Source organism: Pseudoxanthomonas fibrivorans (genome assembly GCF_041464125.1).
GTDB lineage: Bacteria > Pseudomonadota > Gammaproteobacteria > Xanthomonadales > Xanthomonadaceae > Pseudoxanthomonas.
Genome location: NZ_JBGNUG010000001.1, coordinates 1,444,064 through 1,466,842, shown reverse-complemented (window position 1 = coordinate 1,466,842; position 22,779 = coordinate 1,444,064). Strand labels below are relative to the sequence as shown.

23 protein-coding genes and 1 tRNA gene are annotated in these 22,779 nt (G+C 70.0%); 12 read left to right on the top strand and 12 right to left on the bottom strand.

Annotation, left to right across the window (positions count from 1 at the left end; genetic code table 11):
- The first annotated feature begins 108 nt into the window (after positions 1–108).
- From ACA089_RS06910 to ACA089_RS06875, 8 genes are all read left to right on the top strand, one after another.
- Complete coding sequence (locus ACA089_RS06910) at positions 109–510, top strand: hypothetical protein (protein WP_372014915.1); 402 nt, start codon at positions 109–111, stop codon at positions 508–510.
- A 148-nt stretch (positions 511–658) separates the two neighbouring features.
- Positions 659–1,234 carry a YidH family protein gene (locus ACA089_RS06905; RefSeq protein ID WP_372014912.1) on the top strand — a complete coding sequence of 192 codons (576 nt, stop codon included), beginning with the start codon at positions 659–661 and terminating at the stop codon, positions 1,232–1,234.
- A gap of 95 nt (positions 1,235–1,329) precedes the next feature.
- Positions 1,330–2,928, top strand: a complete 1,599-nt coding sequence (locus ACA089_RS06900) for an arylsulfatase (protein WP_372014910.1) — start codon at positions 1,330–1,332, stop codon at positions 2,926–2,928.
- 72 nt (positions 2,929–3,000) lie between these two features.
- Positions 3,001–3,918, top strand: coding sequence for an HAD family hydrolase (locus ACA089_RS06895; RefSeq protein WP_372014907.1), 918 nt, complete (start codon positions 3,001–3,003; stop codon positions 3,916–3,918).
- Between the two features lie 2 nt (positions 3,919–3,920).
- Positions 3,921–4,883, top strand: a complete 963-nt coding sequence (locus tag ACA089_RS06890; protein WP_372014905.1) for a formylglycine-generating enzyme family protein — start codon at positions 3,921–3,923, stop codon at positions 4,881–4,883.
- Positions 4,877–5,254 carry a DUF1622 domain-containing protein gene (locus ACA089_RS06885; protein ID WP_372014903.1) on the top strand — a complete coding sequence of 126 codons (378 nt, stop codon included), beginning with the start codon at positions 4,877–4,879 and terminating at the stop codon, positions 5,252–5,254. Before ACA089_RS06890 ends, ACA089_RS06885 begins: the two co-directional genes overlap by 7 nt.
- 73 nt (positions 5,255–5,327) lie before the next feature.
- On the top strand, positions 5,328–6,269 hold the full coding sequence (locus tag ACA089_RS06880) for a SphA family protein (protein WP_372014900.1): 942 nt from the start codon (positions 5,328–5,330) through the stop codon (positions 6,267–6,269).
- Between the two features lie 129 nt (positions 6,270–6,398).
- Positions 6,399–6,953: a DUF4136 domain-containing protein gene (locus tag ACA089_RS06875; RefSeq protein WP_372014897.1), complete on the top strand. Its 555-nt coding sequence runs from the start codon at positions 6,399–6,401 to the stop codon at positions 6,951–6,953.
- 106 nt (positions 6,954–7,059) lie between these two features.
- Here the strand turns inward: ACA089_RS06875 and ACA089_RS06870 are convergent.
- The 7 genes from ACA089_RS06870 to ACA089_RS06840 all read right to left on the bottom strand — a co-directional run bounded on the left by ACA089_RS06870 (position 7,060) and on the right by ACA089_RS06840 (position 12,214).
- A tRNA-Arg gene (locus ACA089_RS06870) sits at positions 7,060–7,136 on the bottom strand.
- Positions 7,137–7,176: 40 nt separating this feature from the next.
- Positions 7,177–8,037 (bottom strand): alpha/beta hydrolase family protein, encoded by an 861-nt coding sequence (locus ACA089_RS06865; RefSeq protein WP_372014895.1) that lies wholly within the window; start codon positions 8,035–8,037, stop codon positions 7,177–7,179.
- On the bottom strand, positions 8,034–8,855 hold the full coding sequence (gene thiD, locus ACA089_RS06860) for a bifunctional hydroxymethylpyrimidine kinase/phosphomethylpyrimidine kinase (protein WP_372014892.1): 822 nt from the start codon (positions 8,853–8,855) through the stop codon (positions 8,034–8,036). Before thiD ends, ACA089_RS06865 begins: the two co-directional genes overlap by 4 nt.
- Positions 8,856–8,891: 36 nt before the next feature.
- Positions 8,892–9,599, bottom strand: a complete 708-nt coding sequence (locus ACA089_RS06855; RefSeq protein WP_372014890.1) for a YoaK family protein — start codon at positions 9,597–9,599, stop codon at positions 8,892–8,894.
- 15 nt (positions 9,600–9,614) lie between these two features.
- A complete protein-coding gene (locus ACA089_RS06850) occupies positions 9,615–11,015 on the bottom strand; it encodes a PhoH family protein (RefSeq protein ID WP_372014887.1) in 1,401 nt (466 codons plus the stop codon).
- A 124-nt stretch (positions 11,016–11,139) separates the two neighbouring features.
- Positions 11,140–11,616: a peroxiredoxin gene (locus tag ACA089_RS06845; protein ID WP_372014885.1), complete on the bottom strand. Its 477-nt coding sequence runs from the start codon at positions 11,614–11,616 to the stop codon at positions 11,140–11,142.
- 22 nt (positions 11,617–11,638) lie between these two features.
- Positions 11,639–12,214: a glycine cleavage system transcriptional repressor gene (locus tag ACA089_RS06840; protein WP_372014883.1), complete on the bottom strand. Its 576-nt coding sequence runs from the start codon at positions 12,212–12,214 to the stop codon at positions 11,639–11,641.
- Positions 12,215–12,356: 142 nt separating this feature from the next.
- On the opposite strand from ACA089_RS06840, the gene dapA reads away from it, so the two are divergent.
- Both dapA and ACA089_RS06830 read left to right on the top strand, forming a co-directional pair.
- Positions 12,357–13,265 carry a 4-hydroxy-tetrahydrodipicolinate synthase gene (dapA, locus tag ACA089_RS06835; protein ID WP_372014880.1) on the top strand — a complete coding sequence of 303 codons (909 nt, stop codon included), beginning with the start codon at positions 12,357–12,359 and terminating at the stop codon, positions 13,263–13,265.
- A 24-nt stretch (positions 13,266–13,289) separates the two neighbouring features.
- Positions 13,290–13,814, top strand: coding sequence for a hypothetical protein (locus ACA089_RS06830; RefSeq protein WP_372014877.1), 525 nt, complete (start codon positions 13,290–13,292; stop codon positions 13,812–13,814).
- Positions 13,815–13,908: 94 nt separating this feature from the next.
- On the opposite strand, the gene fdxA is transcribed toward ACA089_RS06830, so the two are convergent.
- The 5 genes from fdxA to ACA089_RS06805 all read right to left on the bottom strand — a co-directional run bounded on the left by fdxA (position 13,909) and on the right by ACA089_RS06805 (position 17,974).
- The gene (fdxA, locus tag ACA089_RS06825; protein ID WP_372014874.1) at positions 13,909–14,232 is read right to left on the bottom strand and encodes a ferredoxin FdxA; all 324 of its coding nucleotides are present in this window, start codon (positions 14,230–14,232) and stop codon (positions 13,909–13,911) included.
- Between the two features lie 86 nt (positions 14,233–14,318).
- Positions 14,319–15,215, bottom strand: coding sequence for a 2-dehydro-3-deoxygalactonokinase (locus tag ACA089_RS06820; RefSeq protein WP_372014872.1), 897 nt, complete (start codon positions 15,213–15,215; stop codon positions 14,319–14,321).
- The gene (locus ACA089_RS06815; RefSeq protein WP_372014870.1) at positions 15,212–16,135 is read right to left on the bottom strand and encodes an SMP-30/gluconolactonase/LRE family protein; all 924 of its coding nucleotides are present in this window, start codon (positions 16,133–16,135) and stop codon (positions 15,212–15,214) included. The genes ACA089_RS06820 and ACA089_RS06815 overlap by 4 nt, the downstream gene beginning before the upstream one ends.
- Positions 16,136–16,145: 10 nt before the next feature.
- Entirely contained in the window at positions 16,146–17,294 is a 1,149-nt protein-coding gene (gene dgoD, locus ACA089_RS06810) for a galactonate dehydratase (RefSeq protein WP_372014867.1), read from the bottom strand.
- 35 nt (positions 17,295–17,329) lie between these two features.
- Positions 17,330–17,974: a 2-dehydro-3-deoxy-6-phosphogalactonate aldolase gene (locus tag ACA089_RS06805; protein ID WP_372014864.1), complete on the bottom strand. Its 645-nt coding sequence runs from the start codon at positions 17,972–17,974 to the stop codon at positions 17,330–17,332.
- A 284-nt stretch (positions 17,975–18,258) separates the two neighbouring features.
- Between ACA089_RS06805 and ACA089_RS06800 the strand changes: the two genes are divergently transcribed.
- Complete coding sequence (locus ACA089_RS06800; RefSeq protein WP_372014862.1) at positions 18,259–19,224, top strand: LysR substrate-binding domain-containing protein; 966 nt, start codon at positions 18,259–18,261, stop codon at positions 19,222–19,224.
- 453 nt (positions 19,225–19,677) lie between these two features.
- A complete protein-coding gene (locus ACA089_RS06795; RefSeq protein ID WP_372014859.1) occupies positions 19,678–22,653 on the top strand; it encodes a TonB-dependent receptor in 2,976 nt (991 codons plus the stop codon).
- Positions 22,654–22,779 lie beyond the last annotated feature (126 nt).

Genomic DNA, 22,779 nt, shown 5'->3' with positions numbered 1-22,779 from the left:
CGGCACACGGCGTCGAATCGGCCCAAGGGGCTATGCCTTGAAGGATTCACTTGACCCGGTGGAAACCAGCCCCGATGCTGGCCCCTCGCTGCACGTCGGGATAACGCCATGGATGCGTTTCCGGAGTACCTGCATCGCTTCTGGACCGAAATGGTCGCGCGCTCGGACGGGCCCATGACCTTCCGGTTCTTCCTGCAGCCCGCCATGGCGCTGCTGATGGCGCTGCGCGACGGCATGCGCGACGTGCGCCGGGGTCGCGAACCCTACGTCGTCCACATGCGCCACGCCGATCCTGCCGAGCGCAAGCGCGCCTGGCGCGAGGGCGTCACCGCGGTCACGCGCATCCTGCTGCTGGGCGTGGTCATGGACGTCATCTACCAGTTCAAGGTGTTCGGCGACTTCAGCCGCCCGCTGGAGACGCTGGTCATCGCCGTGCTCCTCGCGTTCATTCCCTACCTGCTGCTGCGCGGGGTCGTCACCCGCGTGGCGAGGCGCATCGTTCACCGCTGAAGCCGTTCCCTTCCGTTGCAGGCAACACGGAGGTCGTCGCATGGCATCGAGCAACGCAGTTCGAACCGGACGTACCGGCGCGCACGAAGAGCCGCTGCCGCCAAGGCCGGCGCCCTTGCCGCCATGGACGCTGCCGCCGGTTCCGGACGTGGACCGCTCCGACGCGGACATGGCGTCGGTCGAGTTCTCCGCCTACCGCACGAACCTGTCGCACCACCGCACCGGCCTGTCCGACCACCGCACCTCGCTGTCCGAATACCGGACGGACCTGTCCACGCATCGCACCGACCTGTCGATCGACCGCACCGAAATGTCGATGCGGCGCACCGGCATGTCGTTCCAGCGCACGCGCCTGAGCGCCGAGCGCACGCTGATGTCGGTGATCCGCACGTCGCTGTCGCTGATCGGCTTCGGCTTCACCATCTACCAGGTGTTCGGCAGGCTCATCCAGGTACCGGGCGTGCGGCTGGAAGCGCATGCGCCGCGCAACTTCGGCGTGGCCCTGGTGGTCCTGGGCATCGCCATGCTGGTGCTGGGCATGGCCTACCACGTCAACTACATGCGCGAGCTCCGCGCCGAACGCGCGGCGATGATGGGCGAGGGCCTGGTCCACGGCGACAGCCGTTACCCCGTGTCCTTCACCCTGCTGACGGCCGCCGCGCTGCTGGTGATCGGCCTGCTGGCGATCGCCAGCATGGTATTCGGCGTCGCGCCCTTCGGCTGACCGCGGCGTCCACGCGACACGCCTTTCCGTTCCCCCCGGTCCCGGCCACGCCGGCGACAGCAACCCCCGACCATCGGATCCAGAGGAGCACTGCAATGGCGAAGGTGAAAGAAGCACCGAAGGCCACGAAGGCCACGAAATCCGCAAGCGCAAAGCCGGCCGCCCCGGCGAAGAAGCCCAACATCCTGGTGATCTGGGGCGATGACATCGGCCAGTCCAACCTGAGCTGCTACACCCACGGCCTGATGGGCTACCACACGCCCAACATCGACCGGATAGCGAAGGAGGGCATGCTGTTCACCGACAGCTACGGCGAACAGAGCTGCACCGCGGGGCGTTCGTCGTTCATCACCGGCCAGAGCGTTCTCCGGACCGGCCTCTCCAAGGTCGGGATCCCGGCCTCGCCGATCGGCATGAGCGACAAGATCGTCACCATCGCCGGCCTGCTCAAGGAGCAGGGGTACGCGACCGGCCAGTTCGGCAAGAACCACCTGGGCGACCTCAACCAGATGCTGCCCACGAACCACGGTTTCGACGAATTCTTCGGCAACCTCTACCACCTCAATGCCGAGGAAGAGCCGGAGATGGCGAACTATCCGAAGGATCCGAAGTTCCGCGAGCGCTTTGGCCCGCGCGGCGTCATCCACTCCTGGGCCACCGACAAGGACGACGCCACCGTGCAGCCGCGCTGGGGCAAGGTCGGCAGGCAGAAGATCAAGGACACCGGCCCGCTGACCAAGAAGCGGATGGAGACCTGCGACGACGAGTTCGTCGCCGCCGCGATCGACTTCATCAAGCGCCAGAACAAGGCCGGCAAGCCCTGGTTCGTGTGGCTCAACACCACCCACATGCACCTGATCACCCACACCAAGCCGGAAAGCATCGGCCAGGCGGGCAAGTGGCAGTCGCCCTACCACGACACCATGGTCGACCACGACAAGAACGTCGGCCAGATGCTCGACCTGCTGGACCAGCTGGGCATTGCCGAGGACACCTTCGTCCAGTACTCGACCGACAACGGCCCGCACCGCAACACCTGGCCGGACGGCGGCATGACCCCGTTCCGCAGCGAGAAGAACACCAACTGGGAAGGCGCGTTCCGGATCCCGATGCTGGTGCGCTGGCCCGGCAACGTGCCGGCCGGCTCGGTCGCCAACGGCATTGTGCAGCACCACGACTGGCTGCCGACCTTCCTGGAGATGGCCGGAGGCGCGGACGTGCCCGAGAAGCTGAAGAAGGGCTACAAGGCCATCGGCCGCACCTACAAGAACCACCTGGACGGCTTCAGCCTGCTGCCGTACATCACCGGCAAGGCCGCCGAGAGCCCGCGGAACTTCTTCTTCTACATAAGCGACGACGGCGACATCCTGGCGATGCGATACCACAACTGGAAGCTGGTCTTCCTGGAGCAGCGCTGCAAGGGCACGATGCAGGTGTGGGCCGAGCCGTTCACCCGGCTGCGGATGCCGAAGCTGTTCAACCTGCGCACCGACCCCTACGAGTTTGCGGACACGACCTCCAACACGTACTACGACTGGTTCATCCATAACGCGTACTTCATCTACGCGGCGCAGACCGGCGCGGCGATGTTCGTGGAGACGTTCAAGGACTTCCCGCCGATCCAGCGGCCGGGCAGCTTCACCATCGACGACGCGGTGGCGAAGATGGCCGACGCGGCGTCGGGGGCGAGCTGAGGGTCGGACGGAGCACACGGGTGCCGGCATCTGCCGGCACCCTGCGTTGGTCGGACTGCAGGAGGAGGGGCGATGGTTGATGCGTTGTCTTCATGGAACGACGGCGCGGCCAAGGCCGCGATCACCGGGTTCGTCGCGCGGGTCGCGCGCGAGGGCGGACCGGACTACGTGCCGCCCGCCGAGCGCATCGCGGTGTTCGACAACGACGGCACCCTGTGGTGCGAGTATCCGATGCAGGTCCAGGTGTTCTTCGTGCTGGACGAGCTGCGGCGGATGGGCACGGCCGATCCGGCATTGCTGGAGAAGCCGGCGGTGAAGGCCATGCTGGCCGGCGACCTGCAGGCGCTGGCCGGGATGAGCAAGCAGGAGGTGTTCGAGCCGGCGTTCATGGTCCACGCCGGGATGACGGTGGCGCAGTTCAAGGCCAGCGTCGCGGCGTGGATCGAGGGCGCGAGGAATCCGAAGAGCGGGCGTGGGTTCGCAGCGGGTGCGTACCGGCCGCAGCGCGAGCTGCTCGATTACCTGCGTGCCAATGGCTTCAAGACCTTCATCGTCACCGGCGGCGGGATCGAGTTCGTGCGCGTGGTGTCCGAACGCCTGTACGGGATCCCGCCCGAGCAGGTAGTCGGGTCCAGCACGAAGAACCGGTTCGAGGTGACCGCCGATGGCATCGAGGTCCTCAAGCTGCCGCAACTTGGCAGTTTCGACGACCGCGAGGAGAAGGTCGCCAACATCGAGCTGCACATTGGCCGCAGGCCGATCCTGGCCTTCGGCAATTCCGATGGCGACCTGGCGATGCTGCGCTATACCCTCGCCGGACCGGGCGCGCGGCTGGGCCTGGTGCTGCACCACGACGACGCGGCGCGCGAGTTCGCCTACGACCGCGACTTCAGGCTCAGCCCGCTGCGCGAGGCGCTGGACGAGGGTGCCGGGTACGGCCTCACCCGGGTGAGCATGAAGGACGACTGGACCACGGTATTCGGGGACTGAGCATGGGACGTGAGGCGGGCGTGGCGTTGTCGCTGGAGGGCATGGTCCGCATCGAGGCCGGCGTGTTCACGATGGGATCGGACCAGCACTATCCGGAAGAGAAGCCCGCGCACCGGGTGCGCGTGGACGCCTTCCTGATCGACCGCCATGCGGTGACCAACCGGCAGTTCGCCCGCTTCGTCGAGGCGACCGGGCACCGTACGCTCGCCGAGCGGCCGGCCGATCCGGCCGACTATCCGGGCGCCGACCCGGCGCTGCTGGTGCCGTCCTCGGTCGTGCTGGTGCCGCCATCCGGACGCGTCGACCTGCGCAACCACTACAACTGGTGGCAATACATCGCCGGCGCGGACTGGCGCCATCCACGGGGGCCGGGCAGTTCGATCGACGACATGGACGAACACCCGGTCGTGCACGTGGCGTATGAGGATGCGCTGGCCTACGCGCGCTGGGCAGGCAAGGACCTGCCGACCGAAGCGGAATGGGAGTTCGCCAGCAAGGGCGGCGGCGATGGCACCGAGTTCGCGTGGGGCGACGAGCTGGTGCCCGGCGGGCGCTACATGGCCAACACCTGGCAGGGCGAATTCCCCTGGGAGAACCAGGAACTGGATGGCTGGGTGTTCACCGCCCCGGTCGGCTCGTTCCCGGCCAACGGCTACGGCCTGTACGACATGATCGGCAACGTCTGGGAATGGACCTGCGACTGGTACCAGGAACACGGTCGCCTGCAGAAGGCGTGCTGCACGCTGGACAACCCGCGCGGCGGCGAACGCGAGGCCAGCCATGACGATCGCGACCAGGCGCGCATTCCGCGCCGGGTGACCAAGGGCGGCTCGCATGCGTGCGCCCCCAACTACTGCCGCCGCTACCGCCCCGCCGCGCGCATGGCCCAGCCGGTGGACACCTCCACCAGCCACGTCGGCTTCCGCTGCGTCGTGCGCCTGCCGAAGGAGGCTGCCCCGTGCTGAGGCAATGGCTGTACGCGCTGAGCGAACCGGTGATCGCGGCCATCGACCTGATGGCGCTGGTGATCATCACGGTGGCGACGGTGGCCGCGTTCCTGCGCGCGCTGCGGCTGATGCTCCGGCGCGATTCGATCGACGGCCACGAGCGGCGCGCGGTCTGGCTGACCTATTCGCGGTGGCTGGTGGCCGGCCTGACCTTCCAGCTGGCGTCGGACATCATCGAATCGGCGGTGGCGCCGTCGTGGGAAGCGATCGGCATGCTCGGCGCGATCGCGGTGATCCGCACCTTCCTCAACTACTTCCTGGAGCGGGACGTGGCGGACATGCGCGAACGGCAGGCCAGGGCGGGCGGTGCGGGAACGCCGGTTGAGTAGCGCCGGCGAACGCGGACTGGCTGCATGGAAAGGAGGCAGGATGGACCGACATCATCTTGGACGCAGCCGGCGCTTGCCCTTCGCGGCCCTGGCCGCGCTGCCGCTGGCATGGGCGAGCGCGGGGGCGATGGCGACCGAGGGCGCGCTGGGCCGCCCGATCACCGGCATGCAGATCACCCCCTTCGTGGGCATCGTGCCGCCGGAGGCGGGGATGCAGTGGTCGCTCGGCTACGTGGCCTACGACGGCAGGATCGGCGCCAGCCGCCAGGCGCCGATCGCCGGCGAGGTGGCCCTGGGGCTGGAGGCGGACGTGGACCTCTACAGCGCCACCGGCGTCTACGTCTGGCCGACCGGTGAGGGTCGCTGGAACTACGCGTCCATGCTGACCGTGCCCTACATCATGCCGGAGGTGACGGCCACGCTCGACGTCGGCGGCCTGCAACGGCAGGTCAGCGACAGCGCCTCGAACCTGTTCGACCTGTATTTCGCGCCGTTCATCGCCAGCTACCACGTCAGCCAGGTGGAGCATTGGTCCTTGGGCCTATATGTGTACGCGCCGACCGCCGAATACGATCCGGACCGTCTGGCCAATCCGGGCCTCAACGTGTGGACGGTGTCGCCGGGCGTGGGGTACACGAAGCTGCTGCAGGCGGGGACGCTGGAGTTCAGCGCGCTCGGCGCGGTGGACTTCTACAGCCGCAACGACGACACCGATTACCGCAACGGCGCGGTGTGGCGGCTGGACGCGATGCTGGTCAAGCGCACGCCCGGTGGATGGGGCTTCGGCGGCGTCGGCGGCTGGATCCAGCAGCTGCAGGACGACTCGGGCCCGACCGCGGACCGGCTCGACGGCTTCAGGGGCCGTTCGCTCGGGCTGGGGCCGGTGGTGACCTATGGCAGGAAGTGGCAGGGCGGGGAACACCTGGACCTCACGCTGCGTTACGTCAGGGAATTCAATGTCAGGAACCGGTTCAAGGGCGAGCCGTTGATGGTGTCGGCCAGCTTCGGCTTCTGACCCGCACGATCCCCGCATCGGCGTCCGGCGTGGACAGGTCATGCCCACGCCGGGCAGGCAGGAGGCGCGGCAAGGCCGCCCGTGCCCCGCCGCGGCACCAGGCCAGCTAACCCAGGAAGGAGTGAAGACATGAAACGCCTTGCATTCATCGCCACCGCGATCCTGCTGCTGGCCGGCTGCGCCAGCACGCCCACGGTGCATACCGATGCCGATCCGTCCGCCAACTTCAGCGGCTATCGCACCTATACCTGGTTGAACAAGCCCGACCAGCAGGGCGTGCCGCCGCTGGCCGCGCAGCGGATCGTCGAGTACGTCAACGCGCAGCTGCGCGCCAAGGGCTGGACCGAATCGCCGAACGGCGACGTGGCGGTGGTCGCGCACGTGGCCACCCACCAGCAGCAGAGCCTGGACACGATGTACTCCGGCCCGATGTACGGCGGCTGGGGCTGGGGCCCGGGCTGGTACGGCGGCGCGGGCATGGGCAGCGCGACCACGCGCGTGCGCACCTACACGGTCGGCACGCTGGTGGTGGACCTGTTCGACACGAAGACCAAGCAGGCGATCTGGCGCGGCACCGCCAGCGATACGGTCCCGGACGACCCGGCCAAGGGCGACGCGCTGCTGCGCGCCGGCATCGCCGAGATGTTCGCCGGCTTCCCGCCGGGCAGCGTCCCGGCGAAGTAGGCCGGAACGGGCCTTCCGGCGCCTCCCTCCCGGGGGCAGTGCGCCGGAGCCCGCCGCAAGCGGGACAAAAAAAAGGACCAGCGACATGTCGCTGGTCCTTTGCAAATGGCGCGCCCGGAGAGATTCGAACTCCCGACCGCCTGGTTCGTAGCCAGGTACTCTATCCAGCTGAGCTACGGGCGCGTTTCAAGGCGCGGAAGTATGCGGGAGCCTCCGGCGTCCGTCAATCGGTCCCGCGATTTTTTTGCGCGAGTCCTTCAGCGAGCGTGCGGGCCACGGTCGCGGGCTGCCGCATCCAGCTGAAATGATCGGCCGTCGTGCCCAGCGCGTGCGCGTCCAGGTGCGTGGTGCGCGTGGTGGCCCGCGCAAGCTTGCCCAGCAGCGCCCGCAGCGAACCCGGCGGACCCAGCCAGTCCTTCGCCAGCAACACCGCCTGCACCGGCAGACGCAGGCCTGCCATGCCGGCTTCCAGGTCCCGGTCCAGGCCGGCTGCGGCGTACCGGTTGGTCAGTCCCACCCGCGCCCAGTCGGCGATCAGGCCGCGCGCCTCGGTCCCCCCGAAGCCCAGGCGGCGGCCCGGAAGCGCGCCCTGCCGTCGCGCCAGCCACGGCAGGAAGCGGTACACCAGCGGTAGCGCCCAGCCGCGCGGCGCCGGGAAGGACCGCCAGTACGGCGTCCCGCTCGCGACCAGGCCCAGGCCGGCGAACGCCCCGGGATGCTGGCCGGCGAAGCAGCAGGCCAGCTGGCCGCCCAGGCTGTGCCCGCCCAGCAGGCGCGGCGCGCCATCGGCGGGCAGTGCGGCGAGGCTGGCCGGCAGGTCCAGCGCGAGCAGTTCGCGGTAGCCCCAGTCCTGTGCATGCGACGCGCGCAGCGAGCTGCTGCCGTTGCCGCGCCACTCGTGCAGGTGCGTGGCGATGCCATGCCCGGCCAACGCCTCGGCGAGCGGCTGGTAGTGGCGCGCGGCCACCCCGAGCGCCGGCAGCCACAGCAGGTGCGCGCGCGGCTGCGAGGGCAGGTGCGCCAGCAGGGTCCAGCGGTGCCCGTCGGCCGCGGCCAGCGGCAGTTCCATTATTGGGGCGCTCATCGGCCCGGCATCGTCGCGAAATGGTCCAGCACCAGCACGTCGCCGCGACCGGGGCGGCAGCCGCCGCGGAGCGCGGCCTGCACGTAGCCCACCGCGCCGGCACAGGCGTCGCGCAGCGACAGGCCGCGCGCGAGGTTGGCGGCGACCGCCGAGGCGAGGGTGCAGCCGGTGCCATGCGCGTCCAGGCGCAGGCGCGGGTGCGCGGTGCGCTGCTCGCCGCCCGCGTCGGCGAGGATGTCGACGACTTCCCCCGGTCCCGCCAGGTGCCCGCCCTTGAGCAGGACCGCCGGCGCGCCGAGCGCGCGCAGCGCCGAGGCCGCCTGCGACATGGCGGCCAGGTCGCCGATCGTCCAGCCCAGCAGCAGTTCGGCTTCCGGCAGGTTGGGCGTGACCACGCTGGCCAGCGGCAGCAGGCGCTGGCGCATCGCGTCGAGCGCGTCCTCCTCGAGCAGGCGCGCGCCGCTGGTGGCCACCATCACCGGGTCGAGCACGACGTGCGCGGGGCGGTGGCGTTCCAGCGCCCGCGCCACGGTCTCGATCACCCCGGCGCTGGCGAGCATGCCCAGCTTGACCGCGCCGATCCGGAAGTCGTCGAAGCAGGCGTCGATCTGCGCGTCGAGGAAGTCCATCGGCGGCACCTCCACCGCGGTCACCCCGCGGGTGTGCTGCGCGGTGAGCGCGGCGATCGCGGACAGGCCGTGCACGCCATGCGCGGCGAAGGTCTTGAGGTCGGCCTGGATGCCCGCGCCACCGCCGGAGTCGGAGCCGGCGATAGTCAGGACCGATACCGGCCGGGGATCGGCGGGAGCTGGGGTCATGCGGCTATTGTGCACCGTCGCCGCGGGCGGTTTCCGTCACCGATGCGGCGAGGGCGGGTCCTTCGGGGCGGCCCGCCGTTGCCGCACGAGTACGGCCTGGCGGTAGGCGACGTAGCCGATCCCGGTGAGCCCGGTCAGCGCCGAGGGCACCAGCAGCGCCTGGTAGCGCAGCAGGCCGAACAGCCAGGCGCCGAGGATGCCGCCGCCGAGGAACCCGCTGATGATCAGGCCGCTCAGGGTGAGCCGGCGCACCGGCAGCGGCAGGCCTCGGAGCAGGTGGCCCAGGCCGATGCCCAGGTCGGTGAACATGCCGCTCAGGTGCGTGGTGCGGACCGCGGCGCCGCTGTAGGTGGTGACCATCGCGTTCTGCAGGCCGCAGGCCATCGCCGCCAGCAGCGCCCCCAGCACCTGCTCGCGCTCGAACAGCGGCACGGCGGCGGCCAGCAGCAGCGATTCCAGCGCCAGGACGACGCCGTAGCGCCGGCCCAGACGCAGGGTGCCGTCTTGGATCACCAGGCCGCTGACGGTCGCGCCCAGGCAGAAGGCGATCAGCACGCCCCACAGGTGGCCGGCCGCGCGCCAGTCGCCGGCCGCCAGCGCCGCGCCGAGCAGGCTGGTGGTGCCGGTGAGGTGGCTGACCGCCTGGTGCTCGAAACCCAGGTAGCCGATCACGTTGACCATGCCGGCGATGCACGCCAGCGTGATCGCGCCGACCCAGACCCAGCGCGGCAGCTGCAGGCCCATGCCGGCGCGTCGCCGCTACAGCACTTCGGAGGCGAAATCGGCCAGGCGCGAGCGCTCGCCGCGGCGCAGGGTGATGTGCGCGCTGTGCGGCCAGTTCTTGAAGCGGTCGACGGCGTAGGTCAGGCCCGAGGTGGTCTCGGTCAGGTACGGCGTGTCGATCTGCTCCACGTTGCCCAGGCAGACGATCTTGGTGCCGGGGCCGGCACGCGTGATCAGCGTCTTCATCTGCTTCGGGGTGAGGTTCTGAGCCTCGTCCAGGATCAGGTAGCGCGACAGGAACGTGCGGCCGCGCATGAAGTTCATCGAGCGGATCTTGATCCGCGAGGCGAGCAGGTCGTTGGTCGCCGCGCGGCCCCAGGCGCCGCCTTCCTGGTTGTGCGTCAGTACTTCCAGGTTGTCGGTCAGCGCGCCCATCCACGGCGTCATCTTTTCCTCCTCGGTGCCGGGCAGGAAGCCGATGTCCTCGCCGACGCTGACGGTGGCGCGGGTCATGATGATCTCGCGGTAGCGCTGCTGGTCCATGGTCTGGGCCAGGCCGGCCGCCAGCGCCAGCAGGGTCTTGCCGGTGCCGGCGGTGCCGAGCAGGGTGACGAAGTCGATGTCCGGGTCCATCAGCGCGTTGAGCGCGAAGTTCTGCTCGCGGTTGCGCGCGCTGATGCCCCAGACCGCGTGCTGGCCGCCGCGGAAGTCGTCGACCAGGGTCAGCGTGGCCTTGCCGCCGTCGATCTTCGCGACCCGCAGCTCGACCTCGTCCTCGCCCGGCATGTACAGGTACTGGTTCGGGTACCAGTCCTCGTCCTCGCGCATGGCCACCTCGTACGAGGTGCGACCGCGGTCGGACCAGGAACGCAGGTCGTCGCGGTGCCGTTCCCAGAAGTCCTCGGGCAGTTCCATCGCGCCGGTGAACAGCAGGCTGAAGTCGTCCAGCGCGCGGTCGTTCTCGTAGTCCTCCGACACGATCCCGGCGATGGCCGCCTTGATCCGCAGGTTGATGTCCTTGGAGACGAACACCACCGGGATCTCGGCCGGGGTCTGTTCCTTCAGCGCCAGGATCGCGCCGAGGATGGCGTTGTCCGGGATCACCGCGCCGAAGCTCTTGCCCGCCTCGAAGTGGCTGGTCTGGAAGCGCAGCAGCCCCGCGCTCTGGCGGCCGCGCAGCTGCACGCCCTGCGGGTTGGCCAGCGGGATGCCGTCGGCCAGGTGGTCCAGGCCGGCGTTCTCCACCAGTTCGTTGAGGAAGCGGCTGACCTGGCGCGCGTTGCGGCTGGCCTCGGAGGTGCCCTTCTTGGCGTTGTCCAGCTCCTCGATCACCTGCATCGGCAGGTAGATGTCGTGCTCCTCGAACTTGAACAGCGCGGTCGGGTCGTGCATCAGCACGTTGGTGTCCAGCACGTAGATGCGCTTGCCTCGGGTCATCGTGGCTTCCTGGTGGGGACAACGTGGGGGCGTGGCGCCGCGTGCGCGTGCACGGACGCCGGACAGGGGCGAACCGTCGCGGCCTGCGGGGCAGGGCGACGGACGCGTTGGACGGGCGTGGTGGTCACTGTTGGGTTTCGGCCTTCAGCGCGTCGAGCACGGCCTGGGCATGGCCGGGCACCTTGACCCCGCGCCATTCGCGGGCGATGCGGCCGTCGGGCGCCAGCAGGAAGGTGCTGCGGACCACCCCCAGCACCTTGCGCCCGTACATGTTCTTCTCGTGGATGACGTCGAACGCGCGGCACAGCGCTTCGTCCGCGTCGCTGACCAGCGGGAAGGCGAAGCCCTGCTTCGCGCAGAAATTGTCGTGCGACCTGACGGAGTCGCGCGAGACGCCGAGCACCGCGGCGCCCAGGCGCTGGAAGTCGGGCAGCAGCGCGTTGAAGTCCAGGCCCTCGGTGGTGCAGCCCGGGGTGCTGTCCTTCGGGTAGAAGTACAGGACCAGCCAGCGGCCGGCGAAATCGGCGAGGGAGGCGGTGCGGCCGCCGGACAGCGCCAGCGGGAGTTTCAGGGTGGAGCGGTCGAGCCTGGGATGTTTCATCTTGCCGGTATCGCGCTCCTGCTCAGAACTTCATCGGATCCATGATCGCGTCGAGGTTCAGGTGGTCGCAGAACTCGAGGAAGTCGTCGCGCAGCGCGGCGATGTGCATGTTGGCCGGCACGCCGATCGTCACCTGCGCCGAGAACATCTCCGCGCCGGTCTGCATGGCCCGGTAGCGGGTGCTCTGCAGGTTCTCGATGGTGATGCCCTGGCGGTCGAAGAAGTCGGCCAGCTGGAACAGGATGCCCGGCTTGTCCGCGGCCACCACCTCGACGATGTACGGCAGCAGGTTGGACTGGCTCTGCTTGGCGCCGGTGCGGTACCAGTTGAGCTTCAGGCCTTCCTCGCGGTCGAGCCGGCCGAGCATCGCCTCGAGCTTGGCCACCGCGTCCCAGGAGCCGGTCGCCAGCGCGGTCATCGACACGTCGCGGCCCACCGTCGCCAGCCGGGCGTCCACCAGGTTGCAACCGCTGTCGGCGATGCGGCGCGTCACCGACAGCAGCGGCGACTCCGGATGCGTCGTATAGGCGTTGATCAGGAGGTGGTTTTCGTTCGGCGAAGGCCGGGGCGGGGTGTCGGTCAAGGAGGCTTCCGGCATTGCGAGTCTGAATGGCGGGCGGGGTCGGTCCGGCCGCTGTGGGCAGCATACTTGCCCGTGCTTTCGGGCCGCAAGTATGATCGGGCCTCCTGAAAACCGGGCTGCGCCGCGCGCGCAACCCGCAGAATCCAGAGCCCATCGCTTGCATCCCACCGGCCTGATCACCGCGCTTGCGACCCCGTTCGACGAGGCCGGCGCACTGGACCTCGACGCCTGGCGCCGGCTGCTGCAGTGGCAGCTGGCGGCCGGCGTGGAGGGCGTGGTCGTGGCCGGGTCCACGGGCGAGGCGGCGATGCTCGAGGACCACGAGTACGACGCGCTGCTGCGTGCCGCGGTCGAGGTGGTCGGCGGGCGCGTTGCGGTGATCGCCGGCACCGGCCTGCCGGGTACCGCGCGCACCATCGCCCAGGCCCGGCGCGCCGCCGCGGCCGGCGCCGATGCGGCGCTGGTCGTCACGCCGCCCTATGTCCGCCCCACGCAGGCCGGCCTGCTGGCGCACTACCGCGCCGTCGCCGACGAAGGCGGGCTGCCGGTCATCCTCTACAACGTGCCTGGCCGCACCGGCGTCGACCTGCTGCCGGACACCGTGGCCGAACTGGCCGCGCACGCGCGCATCGCCGGCATCAAGGAGGCGGTGTCCTACCCGGCGCGCGTGGCTGCGCTGGTCGCCCTGCGCGGGCCGGGCTTCAGCGTCCTCGGCGGCGACGACGCCTCGGCTGCCCGTTCGATGCTGGCCGGCGCCGACGGCCTGGTCTCGGTCGGCTCCAATGTCGCCCCGGCGGCCTACCGGCGCCTGTGCGACCTGGCCCGTGGCGGTGACGCGGCGGCGACCGGGCAGTGGGACGCGCGGCTGGCACCGCTGCATGATTTCTGCGGGATCGAATCCAATCCGATCCCGGCCAAGGCGCTGCTGCAGCGGCTCGGCTATGGCCACGGCCTGCGCCTGCCGTTGCTGCCGCTGTCGGCGCAGCACCAGGGACAGGCCGACCTCATGGCCGCGCTCGCGCGCGACCTCGACGCACACCAGGGCCGCGAACCGCTCGCGGCCTGACCAAGACACTTCCGGAGAGCATTGATGTCCAAGACTTCCCGCATTGCCCGCGCGTCCGCGGCCGTGCTGCTGGCCTTCACCGTGGTCGCGGCGCTGGGTGGCTGCTCCTGGTTCCGCAAGGGTGCCAAGGGCGACTACGCGCTGGCGCCGGAACAGCGTCCGCTGGAAGTGCCGCCGGACCTCAACCTGCCCGATACCTCCGGTGCGATGGCGCTGCCGCCGGCAGGCGGTGCCGCGCGTCCGGCCGCCACGCCCGGCACCGCACCCGCGGCCTCGCCGAGCGGCTTCACCGTTCCGGGCGGGCGCGACCAGGTGTTCGCTCAGGTCGGCACCGCGCTCGGCGGCATCGAGGGCGTGACCATCGCCAGCAGCGCGCAGCTGCTCGGCACCTACGACGTCAGCTACCAGGGCGTGGACTTCCTGGTGCGCGTGGTCGCGGTGGAAGGCGGCAGCTACGTGTCGGCGGTGGATCCGCGCGGCCTGCCCGCCACCGGCGAGGCGCCGCTGAAGGTGGTGGCCGCGCTCCAGGCCGCACTGTCCAGGCGCTGAGGCGATCGCGGGCGGAAATGAAGAAGGCGCCTCCGGGCGCCTTTTTCTTGCCTCCCGCCGCGGCCGGAGCGCGGCATGGCGCACGCGCCGGGGGTCAGCGTTCCAGCAGCGGCAGCTTGCCCGGCTTGCCATCCCAGTCGGCCGCGTCGGCCAGCGGTTCCTTGCGCGTGGTGATCACCGGCCAGGCGCGCGACAGCTCCGCATTGAGGGCGACGAAGCCTTCCTGCCCGGCCGGCACGTCGTCCTCCGGATAGATCGCATTGGCGGGGCATTCCGGCTCGCACAGGGTGCAGTCGATGCACTCGTCCGGGTCGATCACCAGGAAGTTCGGGCCTTCATGGAAGCAGTCGACCGGGCACACCTCCACGCAGTCGGTGTACTTGCACTTGATGCAGTTTTCGGTGACGACGAAGGGCATGGCGACAGCCGTGGAGCGTCAGGAGCGGGCGCAATATTCTAGTCCAGCCGCCGCCCGGCGTCGCCCGCCCCGGGAATGCGCCGGGATCAGAGCAGGCCACGGACCTTCGCGAGCCGGTACATGCCCGCGGCCGCGAGCGCCTCGGGATGGCGCTGGACGGCGATGCCGCGCGACTGGAGCGCGTGCGCGTAGCGCTCGACCAGCGCTTCGCTGCCGAGCAGGTGCACGGGCGCCGGCAGCCCGGCGAGCGCGGCCCGCAATTCGTGGCCGACCAGCAGGCCCGACAGGTACGAGGGCAGCGCCGAGGGCGGGAAGCGCTCGAACAGCATCGCGGTGCGCACGCCGAACAGGTCATGGAGCAGGCCGCCGGCGGGGTCGTCGCTGCATGCGATCCCCGCGTCGAACGCGGCCAGGTCCAGCGCGGGCTCGCCTTCGGGCATGCCGCGCCCGAGGATGCTGTGCGCACGCAGCAGGCCGTAGAGCTCGCCGGTCATCGCGGTGGAAATGCGGACGATGGCGCCCTCGTCCACCCGCACCCACTTGCTGTGCGTGCCCGGCAGGCAGATCGTGTGCGCGCCCGGGCCGAGCGCGTCGAGCAGCCCGGCGATCTGGGTTTCCTCGCCGCGCATCACGTCGCTGGCGGGCGTGGTCCGGTCGGCCATGCCCGGCACGCACCAGAGACTCCTGCCGGCCAGGCCCGGCGCGTCGCCGGGGTCCAGCCGCAGCATGCCCGCGGCCAGCGCGCGCGCGTCGGCCGGGCCATCGACGTAGGGCACCTCGATCCAGCCGCCGCGGGCGCCGACCATGCCCGCCATCACCACCAGCGCATCGTCCCACCCGGCAATCAGGGCGCCCAGCACCTCGCCGAAGCGTCCGCCGCAGGCGAGGGCGCCGTCGCCGCTGCGCCGGGCGTCGAGGATCGCGCCGTCGCCGTCCAGCCGGTACGCGCGCAGGCTGCTTCCGCCCCAGTCGATCGCGATCAAGGCAGCACCACGCGGCCCTCGGGCACGCCGAGGGGCCGTTCGAGCGCCAGTTCGAACAGGCTGCCCGATTCGGGCCAGCGGGTCCGGGCCGCCGCGTCCAGGCCCTGCGGCGAGGTGATCACGTAGAGCGTGTCCAGGGCCGGTCCGCCGATCGCACAGCACGAGGGCTGCGGCACCGGGACCGGCACGATGCGATCGACCCGTCCGTCGGGTGCGTAGCGGACCACGCGCGCGCCTCCCCATTGCGCGTTCCACAGGCAGCCCTCGGCATCGATGGCCGAGCCGTCGGCGGACGCCCCCTCCAGGTCCACCGTCGCGAACACGCGCGAAGGCCCGACGCGCGCCGCGGCCGCGTCGTAGTCGCAGCACTGGATCGTCGCCTGCATCGAGTCGCACCAGTAGAGCGTGCGCCCGTCCGGCGAGAAGCAGATGGAGTTGGGGATCGCCGCGCCCGGCAGTGGCAGGCGGCGCAGGCCATGGGCGGCGGAATACTGGTAGAAGGTGCCGATCGCGCTCTTGTCCGCCGACTCGTCCATGGTGCCGAAGACGAAGTTGCCGTCGCGGTCGGCGCGGCCGTCGTTGCTGCGGGTGCGTGGCTCGTGCGGCTCGACGTCGGCCAGGTGCGCCAGCGGCAGTGCGTCGTCGTCGCCGGCGAGCGCGGCATCCAGGTCGGCGCGGTGGATCGACGAGGCGAGCACCACCAGCAGTTCGCCGCTGGTCGCCAGTCCCAGGCAGCCGGCGCGGTCGGGCAGGGACCAGCGCCGGGTCGCGCCGGAGGCCGGGCTGTGCAGCCACAGTCCGGCGCCGTCGATGTCGACCCACAGCAGCGCCTGCCGGCGCTCGCACCACAGCACGCCCTCGCCGTGGTCGCAGCGCGAGGAATGGGTCAGGCGCGTCGCGCCGGGCAGGGCATCGTTCATCGCCGCTGTTCTACCACTCGGCGATGCTGCCGTCCGCATGGCGCCACACCGGGTTGCGCCAGTCGGGCGGACTGGCATGGGCGTGGCGCAGGCGCTCCTCGTCGACCTCCACGCCCAGGCCCGGCAGGGGCAGGGCGCGGATGTCGCCGTTCTCGCAGGCGAAGTCGGCCTTGTTGATCACGTAGTCGAGCAGGTCGGCGCCCTGGTTGTAGTGGATGCCGATGCTCTGCTCCTGCAGCATCGCGTTGTGCGAGACGAAGTCCACGTGCAGGCATGCGGCCAGCGCGACCGGGCCGAGCGGGCAATGCGGCGCCAGCGCCACGTCGTGGGCTTCGGCCATCGCCGCGATCTTCAGGCACTCGGTGATGCCGCCGGCATGCGACAGGTCGGGCTGCAGGATCGACAGGCCGCCCGCCTCCAGCACGCGCTTGAACTCGAAGCGCGAATACATGCGTTCGCCGGCGGCGAGCGGGATAGAGGTCGCCGCAGCCAGGCGGGGGTAGTACTCGGCCTGTTCGGGCAGGACCGGCTCCTCGACGAACAGCGGCTTGTACGGCTCCAGTTCGCGCAGCAGCACGCGCGCCATCGGCGCGCCCACCCGGCCGTGGAAGTCGATGCCGAAGTCGACCGCGTCTCCGAACGCCTCGCGCACCGCGGCGACCTTGGCCAGCGCCGAATCGACCGCGCGCGGGCTGTCGACCAGCCGCATCTCCTCGGTGCCGTTGAACTTGAAGGTGTCGAAGCCCTGGGCGAGGTAGCCGCGGATCTGATTGACCAGTTCGGCCGGGCGGTCGCCGCCGACCCAGCGGTAGGTCTTCATCCGCTCGCGGACCAGGCCGCCGAGCAGTTCGTACACCGGCACGCCCAGCGCCTTGCCCTTGATGTCCCACAGCGCCTGGTCGATGCCCGCGATCGCGCTCATCAGCACCGGCCCGCCGCGGTAGAAGCCGCCGCGGTACAGGGTCTGCCACAGGTCGTTGATCCGCGACGGATCGCGGCCCACCAGGTACTCGCCCAGTTCGTGCACCGCCGCTTCCACGGTGCGCGCGCGGCCTTCCACGACCGGCTCGCCCCAGCCGCTGATGCCCTCGTCGGTCTCGACCTTGAGGAACAGCCAGCGCGGCGCCGCGTGGTAGGTGGTCAGGCGGCGGATCTTCATGCGCGCGGATTCTTCATCGATGGGCGGTGGAGGTGTCAGGGCTGGTGCCGGGGCAGCGCCAGGCGGAAGGCCCGCGCATTGGCGCGGGTGCGTTCCACCGGCTGGCCCGGGCGATAGAGTTCGCCGCCGATGCCCGCGCCGATGCTGCCGGCGGCGAGGTAGTCGGCCAGCGTGACCGGGGTGATCCCGCCGACGACGAACAGCGGCACCGCCGGCAGCACCGCGCGCAACGCGCGCACGTGCCCCGGGCCGTAGGTCGAAGCCGGGAACAGCTTGAGCATCTGCGCGCCAGCGTCGAGCGCAGCGAAGGCTTCGCTGGCGGTGGCGAAGCCGGCCACGACCTGCATGCCGCCGGCGACCGCGTGGCGGATCAGCGCCGGATTGGTATTGGGCGTGACCACGAAGCGCGCGCCCAGGTGCTGCAGCGTGTCCACTTCCGCGGGCCGCAGCACCGTGCCGCCGCCGATCCAGGCGTGGCCGCCGTGCTCGCGGGCGACCGTGCCGATGCTCTGCGCCCAGTCGGGCGAGTTCAACGGGATCTCGATCGCGTCGTAGCCCTCCTCGACCAGCGCGCCGACATGCGCGGCGGCATCGGCCGGGCCGATGCCGCGCAGGATCGCGATCAGCGGCAGCCGGAACGGGGTCGACGGAGCGCGTCCGCCGGAGGGGGCTTCATTCATGGCAGGCGTCTCCATGCGGGGTCGGGCGCGGACCGGCCGGCGATGCGGGGCAGGGCGTGCGGGTACGGGGCAGCCGCGGCGCCCGCCGGCCACGCGGGTTTCCGCGCTCCGGTGTCTGAACGAGCCATGGCCCTCCTCCAGGCCGGTGCTGGCCGCGAGCCGCCGGGAGCCGGCGACCCCGGTGGGGATCGTGCCGCGGTAGCCTCGCCCGCACAGTTATGTTGGGCAAATGAAATTTTCGCCGTAATCTATTCCCGGCCTGAATAGTTTCTCTGGGAGGGGAGATGGGCAAGCCGACCGCCAACGCACACTGGTTCAATCCGTCGCGGCTGAAGACGCGGCACCTGCTGCTGTTGATGCACCTGGAGGAGCAGGGTTCGGTCCTGCGGGCGGCGGAGGCCGCGCGCATGACCCAGCCGGCCGCGTCCAAGCTGCTGGCCGAGATGGAAGGGCTGCTGGGCGTGCCGCTGTTCGATCGCCACGCCCGCGGCGTGGAGCCGACCTGGTACGGGCAGGTGCTGATCCGCCGCGCGCGCACCGCGCTGCTGGAGATCGGCCGCGCCCAGGAGGAGATCGCCGCGCTGCGCGACGGACGCATGGGCCAGGCCTCGATCGGCACGGTGGTCAACCCGGGGACCAACCTGGTCCCGCAGGCGGTCGCCGCGGTCAAGCGCGAGTACCCCGACATCCTGGTCCGGATCGAGATGGACTACAGCCGCCCGCTCGTGGCCAAGCTGCTGGATGGCCAGCTGGACCTGGTGATCGGCCGGATCATGGACCCCGAAGGAGGCGCGGACCTGGTGTTCGAGCCGCTGGCCGACGAGCCGCATTCGGTGATCGTCCGGGCCGGCCATCCGCTCGACGGGCGCGCCGCGGTGACGCACGACGAACTGGCGCCCTACGGGTGGATCCTGCCGCCGCCCGACAGCGTGCTGCGCGCGCGGCTGGAGACGATGTTCCTGGAGCACGGCCTGGTCGGGACCCGCAACACCATCGAGACATCGTCGCTGCCCGTGACCATCAACCTGCTGCAGGGCAGCGACCTGCTGAGCGCGCTGCCGGTCGAAGCGGTCGCGTCCCACGTGCAGGCCCGGCAGCTGTCGGTGCTGCCGATGGAACTGGGCGTGGGCATGGAGTCGTTCGGGATCATCCGCCGGCGCGGCCACCTGCTCTCGCCGGCGGCCGAGCGCGTGCTCGAGGCGTTGCGGGCGACGGCCCAGCGGCTCTATCCGGCCCTGGGGGGCGGGTAGGGCGTCAGACCGCATCGGGTCCGCCCTGACCTGGACACCCGGTTTCGGGCCTGTCGACGTGGGTCTGCACTAGGGGGCGGACGGTCGCATCCCGGCCGATCGGGGGCGTGCTCGCACGGGAGCCGGGGGCGTCGCTGGATCACGCCGGACACGCGACGCGCCGCCGGCGAACCGTGACGCGCATCGCGTCCCTCCGCGATGGCCGCTTTTTCGGGTGGAGATGCGCGCCGGGCACTGACTGAATAGCTGCTAGGAGACATATTCTCCTTTTTGCATAGCTGGGCCCGAAATCTTCATTGGCAATCGGTCGCAGACCGCGCCTATGGTGGCCCGCCGGAGTTCCAGCCTGCCGAGGCATTCCTTCGTGGAATGACAGCGCTGACCTGCCGGAGTCGCCGGCGAGACCGGCTGCAGACAAAAAATCGAAAATCAGTGTCCTGGGAGGGAACAGTGATGCCGAAGTACCCGCTCCGCGGCGCCGCCGTGTCGCGCCTGCCTGTCCATATGGCCCGTTCGGCCCTGGCCCTGGGCATCGCCCTGGCCCTGCCGGCCGGCGTGCTCCACGCCCAGCAGCAGACGGCGGCCGAGACCACCGCCGACAGCGCTGCGACGGAAACCGAAGCCACCGAGCTGGAAACGGTGCAGGTCCAGGGCATCCGCGCCAGCGTCATGCGCGCCCAGGACATCAAGCGCGACGCCGACACCTTCGTCGACTCGGTCACCTCGCAGGACATCGGCGCGCTGCCGGACCGCAGCGTCACCGAGACCCTGTCGCGCATCCCCGGCGTCACCATCGACCGCTTCCTGGCGGTGGGCGACCCCGAGCATTTCTCCGCCGAAGGCAACGGCGTGCAGGTCCGCGGCCTGACCCAGGTCCGGTCCGAGCTCAACGGCCGCGACAGCTTCTCCGCGTCCGGCGGCCGCGGCCTCAGCTTCCAGGACGTGCCGTCCGAGCTGATGGCCGGCGTCGACGTGTACAAGAACCAGACCGCCGAGATGATCGAGGGCGGCCTGGGCGGCACCGTCGACCTGCGCACCCGCCTGCCGTTCGACTTCGAGGGCGAGAAGCTGGCCGCCAGCTTCAGCGTCAACAACGGCGACTTCGCCGACAAGACCAGCCCGTCGGCCTCGGTCCTGTACAGCAACCGCTGGAACACCGGCGCCGGCGATTTCGGCATCCTGGTCGACCTGGCCCGCTCGGACCTGGCGACCCGCACCGACGGCATGTTCGTGCGCCCGTTCTTCAACAACAGCAATGCCGACATCACCGGCGACGGCGTCAACGACGAGGCGTGGGTGCCGCGCGGCGCCGACTGGCGCACGCTGAACTACGACCGCCGGCGTTCGGGCGCCTACCTGGCCATGCAGTGGCGGCCCAACGACGACATCGAAGTCGTCGCCACCGCCTTCCAGAGCAAGTACAACGAGCTGTGGAACGAGGACGCGATCTTCGTCGACAACGACCCGACCCAGGTCGGGATCGACACCAGCCAGCCGTACGAGATGGACGGCAACGTGTTCCGTTCCGGCCGCATCATCCAGCCGGGCGGCGTGCCGATGGGCACCGACATCCGCGCGTCCAACCGCGACTCCAAGACCACCGACTTCTCGGCCGGCCTGAAGTGGGCGGTCAATGAAAACTGGGAGCTGTCGACCGACCTGCAGTACATCAAGGCCGACACCAAGAGCCTGGACTCGACGGTGGCCCTGGGCCTGCTGATGCCGTACATCGACGTCGACCTGACCAACGGCCTGCCGAGGATCGGCGTGGACCAGCAGTTCACCGCGAACCCCGACAACTACTACTGGGGGTTCACGATGGACCACCAGGACGACAACGAGGCCGAGCAGGTGGCCTGGCGGGCCGACCTCAAGTACAGCTTCGACAGCGGCTTCTTCCGCTCGATCAGCGGCGGCGTGCGCACGACCCGGCGCGATGCGACCAGCATCGATACCGGCTACAACTGGGCGGGGGTGATCCAGCCCTGGATGCAGTGGTGGCAGCTGCCGGGCGGCGTACCGCTGCCGGGCCTGGACCTCAACGACCAGGTCAATTCCAGCCTGACCCACTTCAACGAGTTCAAGAACTTCTACCGCGGCGACGCCAACACGCCGGGCGGTTTCTACGCGCCGATCCTGGCCACCGCGCTCGGCTATCCGGGCAGCTACCAGGCCATCCACGCGGCCGCCGAGGAGTACTACATCAATCCGGGCGGGTTCACCCCGTACAGCCCGATGCTCCCGGGCCCGCAGCACACCAACGTGCAGGAGGAGTCGACCGACGGCGCCTACCTGATGCTCAACTTCGGCTTGGACGACGTGGCGTTCGACGGCAACGTCGGCGTGCGCGTGGTCCGCACCGAGAACTCGGCCAAGGGCTACGTGGTCTTCCCGAACCAGGCCTACGCGCCGTTCCTGGGCAGCGGCGAGTCCGAGCCGGTCTCGGCCGAGAACTCCTACACCGACGTGCTGCCCAGCCTGAACATGCGCTGGGAAGCGATCGACAACGTGATCTTCCGCTTCGCCGCGTCCAAGGCCATCTCGCGGCCGAACTTCAGCGACATGCAGGCCTACCAGATCCTCAATGTCAGCCGTCGCGACTTCGATGACGCCGGCAACCCCTGTCCGGACGTCCCGGTCGCGTCACTCGGCTGCCTGGACCTGACCGGCAGCTCCTACGACAACCCGTACCTGGAGCCGATGAAGGCCAACCAGTTCGACCTGTCCGCGGAGTGGTACTTCGATCCGGACCACGGCGGCATGGCCTGGGTCAACCTGTTCTACAAGGACATCAAGGACTACTTCCGCCGCCAGACCCAGGAAGTGCCCTTCCCGGGCGCGGACGGCAACACGTACGACTACCTGATCAGCCGTCCGGTGAACGTGGGCACGGCGAACATCCGCGGCGCGGAACTTGGCTGGAACCAGTTCTTCGACTTCCTGCCCGAGCCCTTCGACGGCTTCGGCATGTCGGCCAACTACACCTACATCGACAGCTCCACCGAGGTGCCGAACAACATCGACGTGCAGCCGGTCGACACCGACGGCTCCACCTTCGACGACCTGCCGGCCGATGGCCTGTCGAAGAACGCGTTCAACGTCGCCGCGTTCTACGAGAAGGGTCCGTGGCAGGTGCGCCTGGCCTACAACTGGCGCAGCAAGTACCTGCTGTCGGTCGGCCCGAACGGCTACAACGGCAACAACAACAACATCGTCTGGAAGCTGCCGGTGTACAGCGACGACTACGGCCAGCTGGACGGGTCGGTGTTCTACCGGGTCAGCGACAACGTGCAGATCGGCCTGGAGATGAACAACCTCAACAACGCCGAGCAGCGCACGATCATGGACCAGAACGACGCCGGCAGCCGGGTCACGTCCTGGTACGTGAACGACCGTCGCTACGCGGCGACCATCCGCCTGACGTTCTGACGGCGACAGGGAAGGGGAGGCGCGCCTCCCCTTCCTTCCGCCCGCTGTTTCTCGCCCACAGGAGAACCGGGGCGCAGGGCCCCGCCCCGCGAGTCTGGCTGCCGAGAATGTGCTTCACGCATGGCG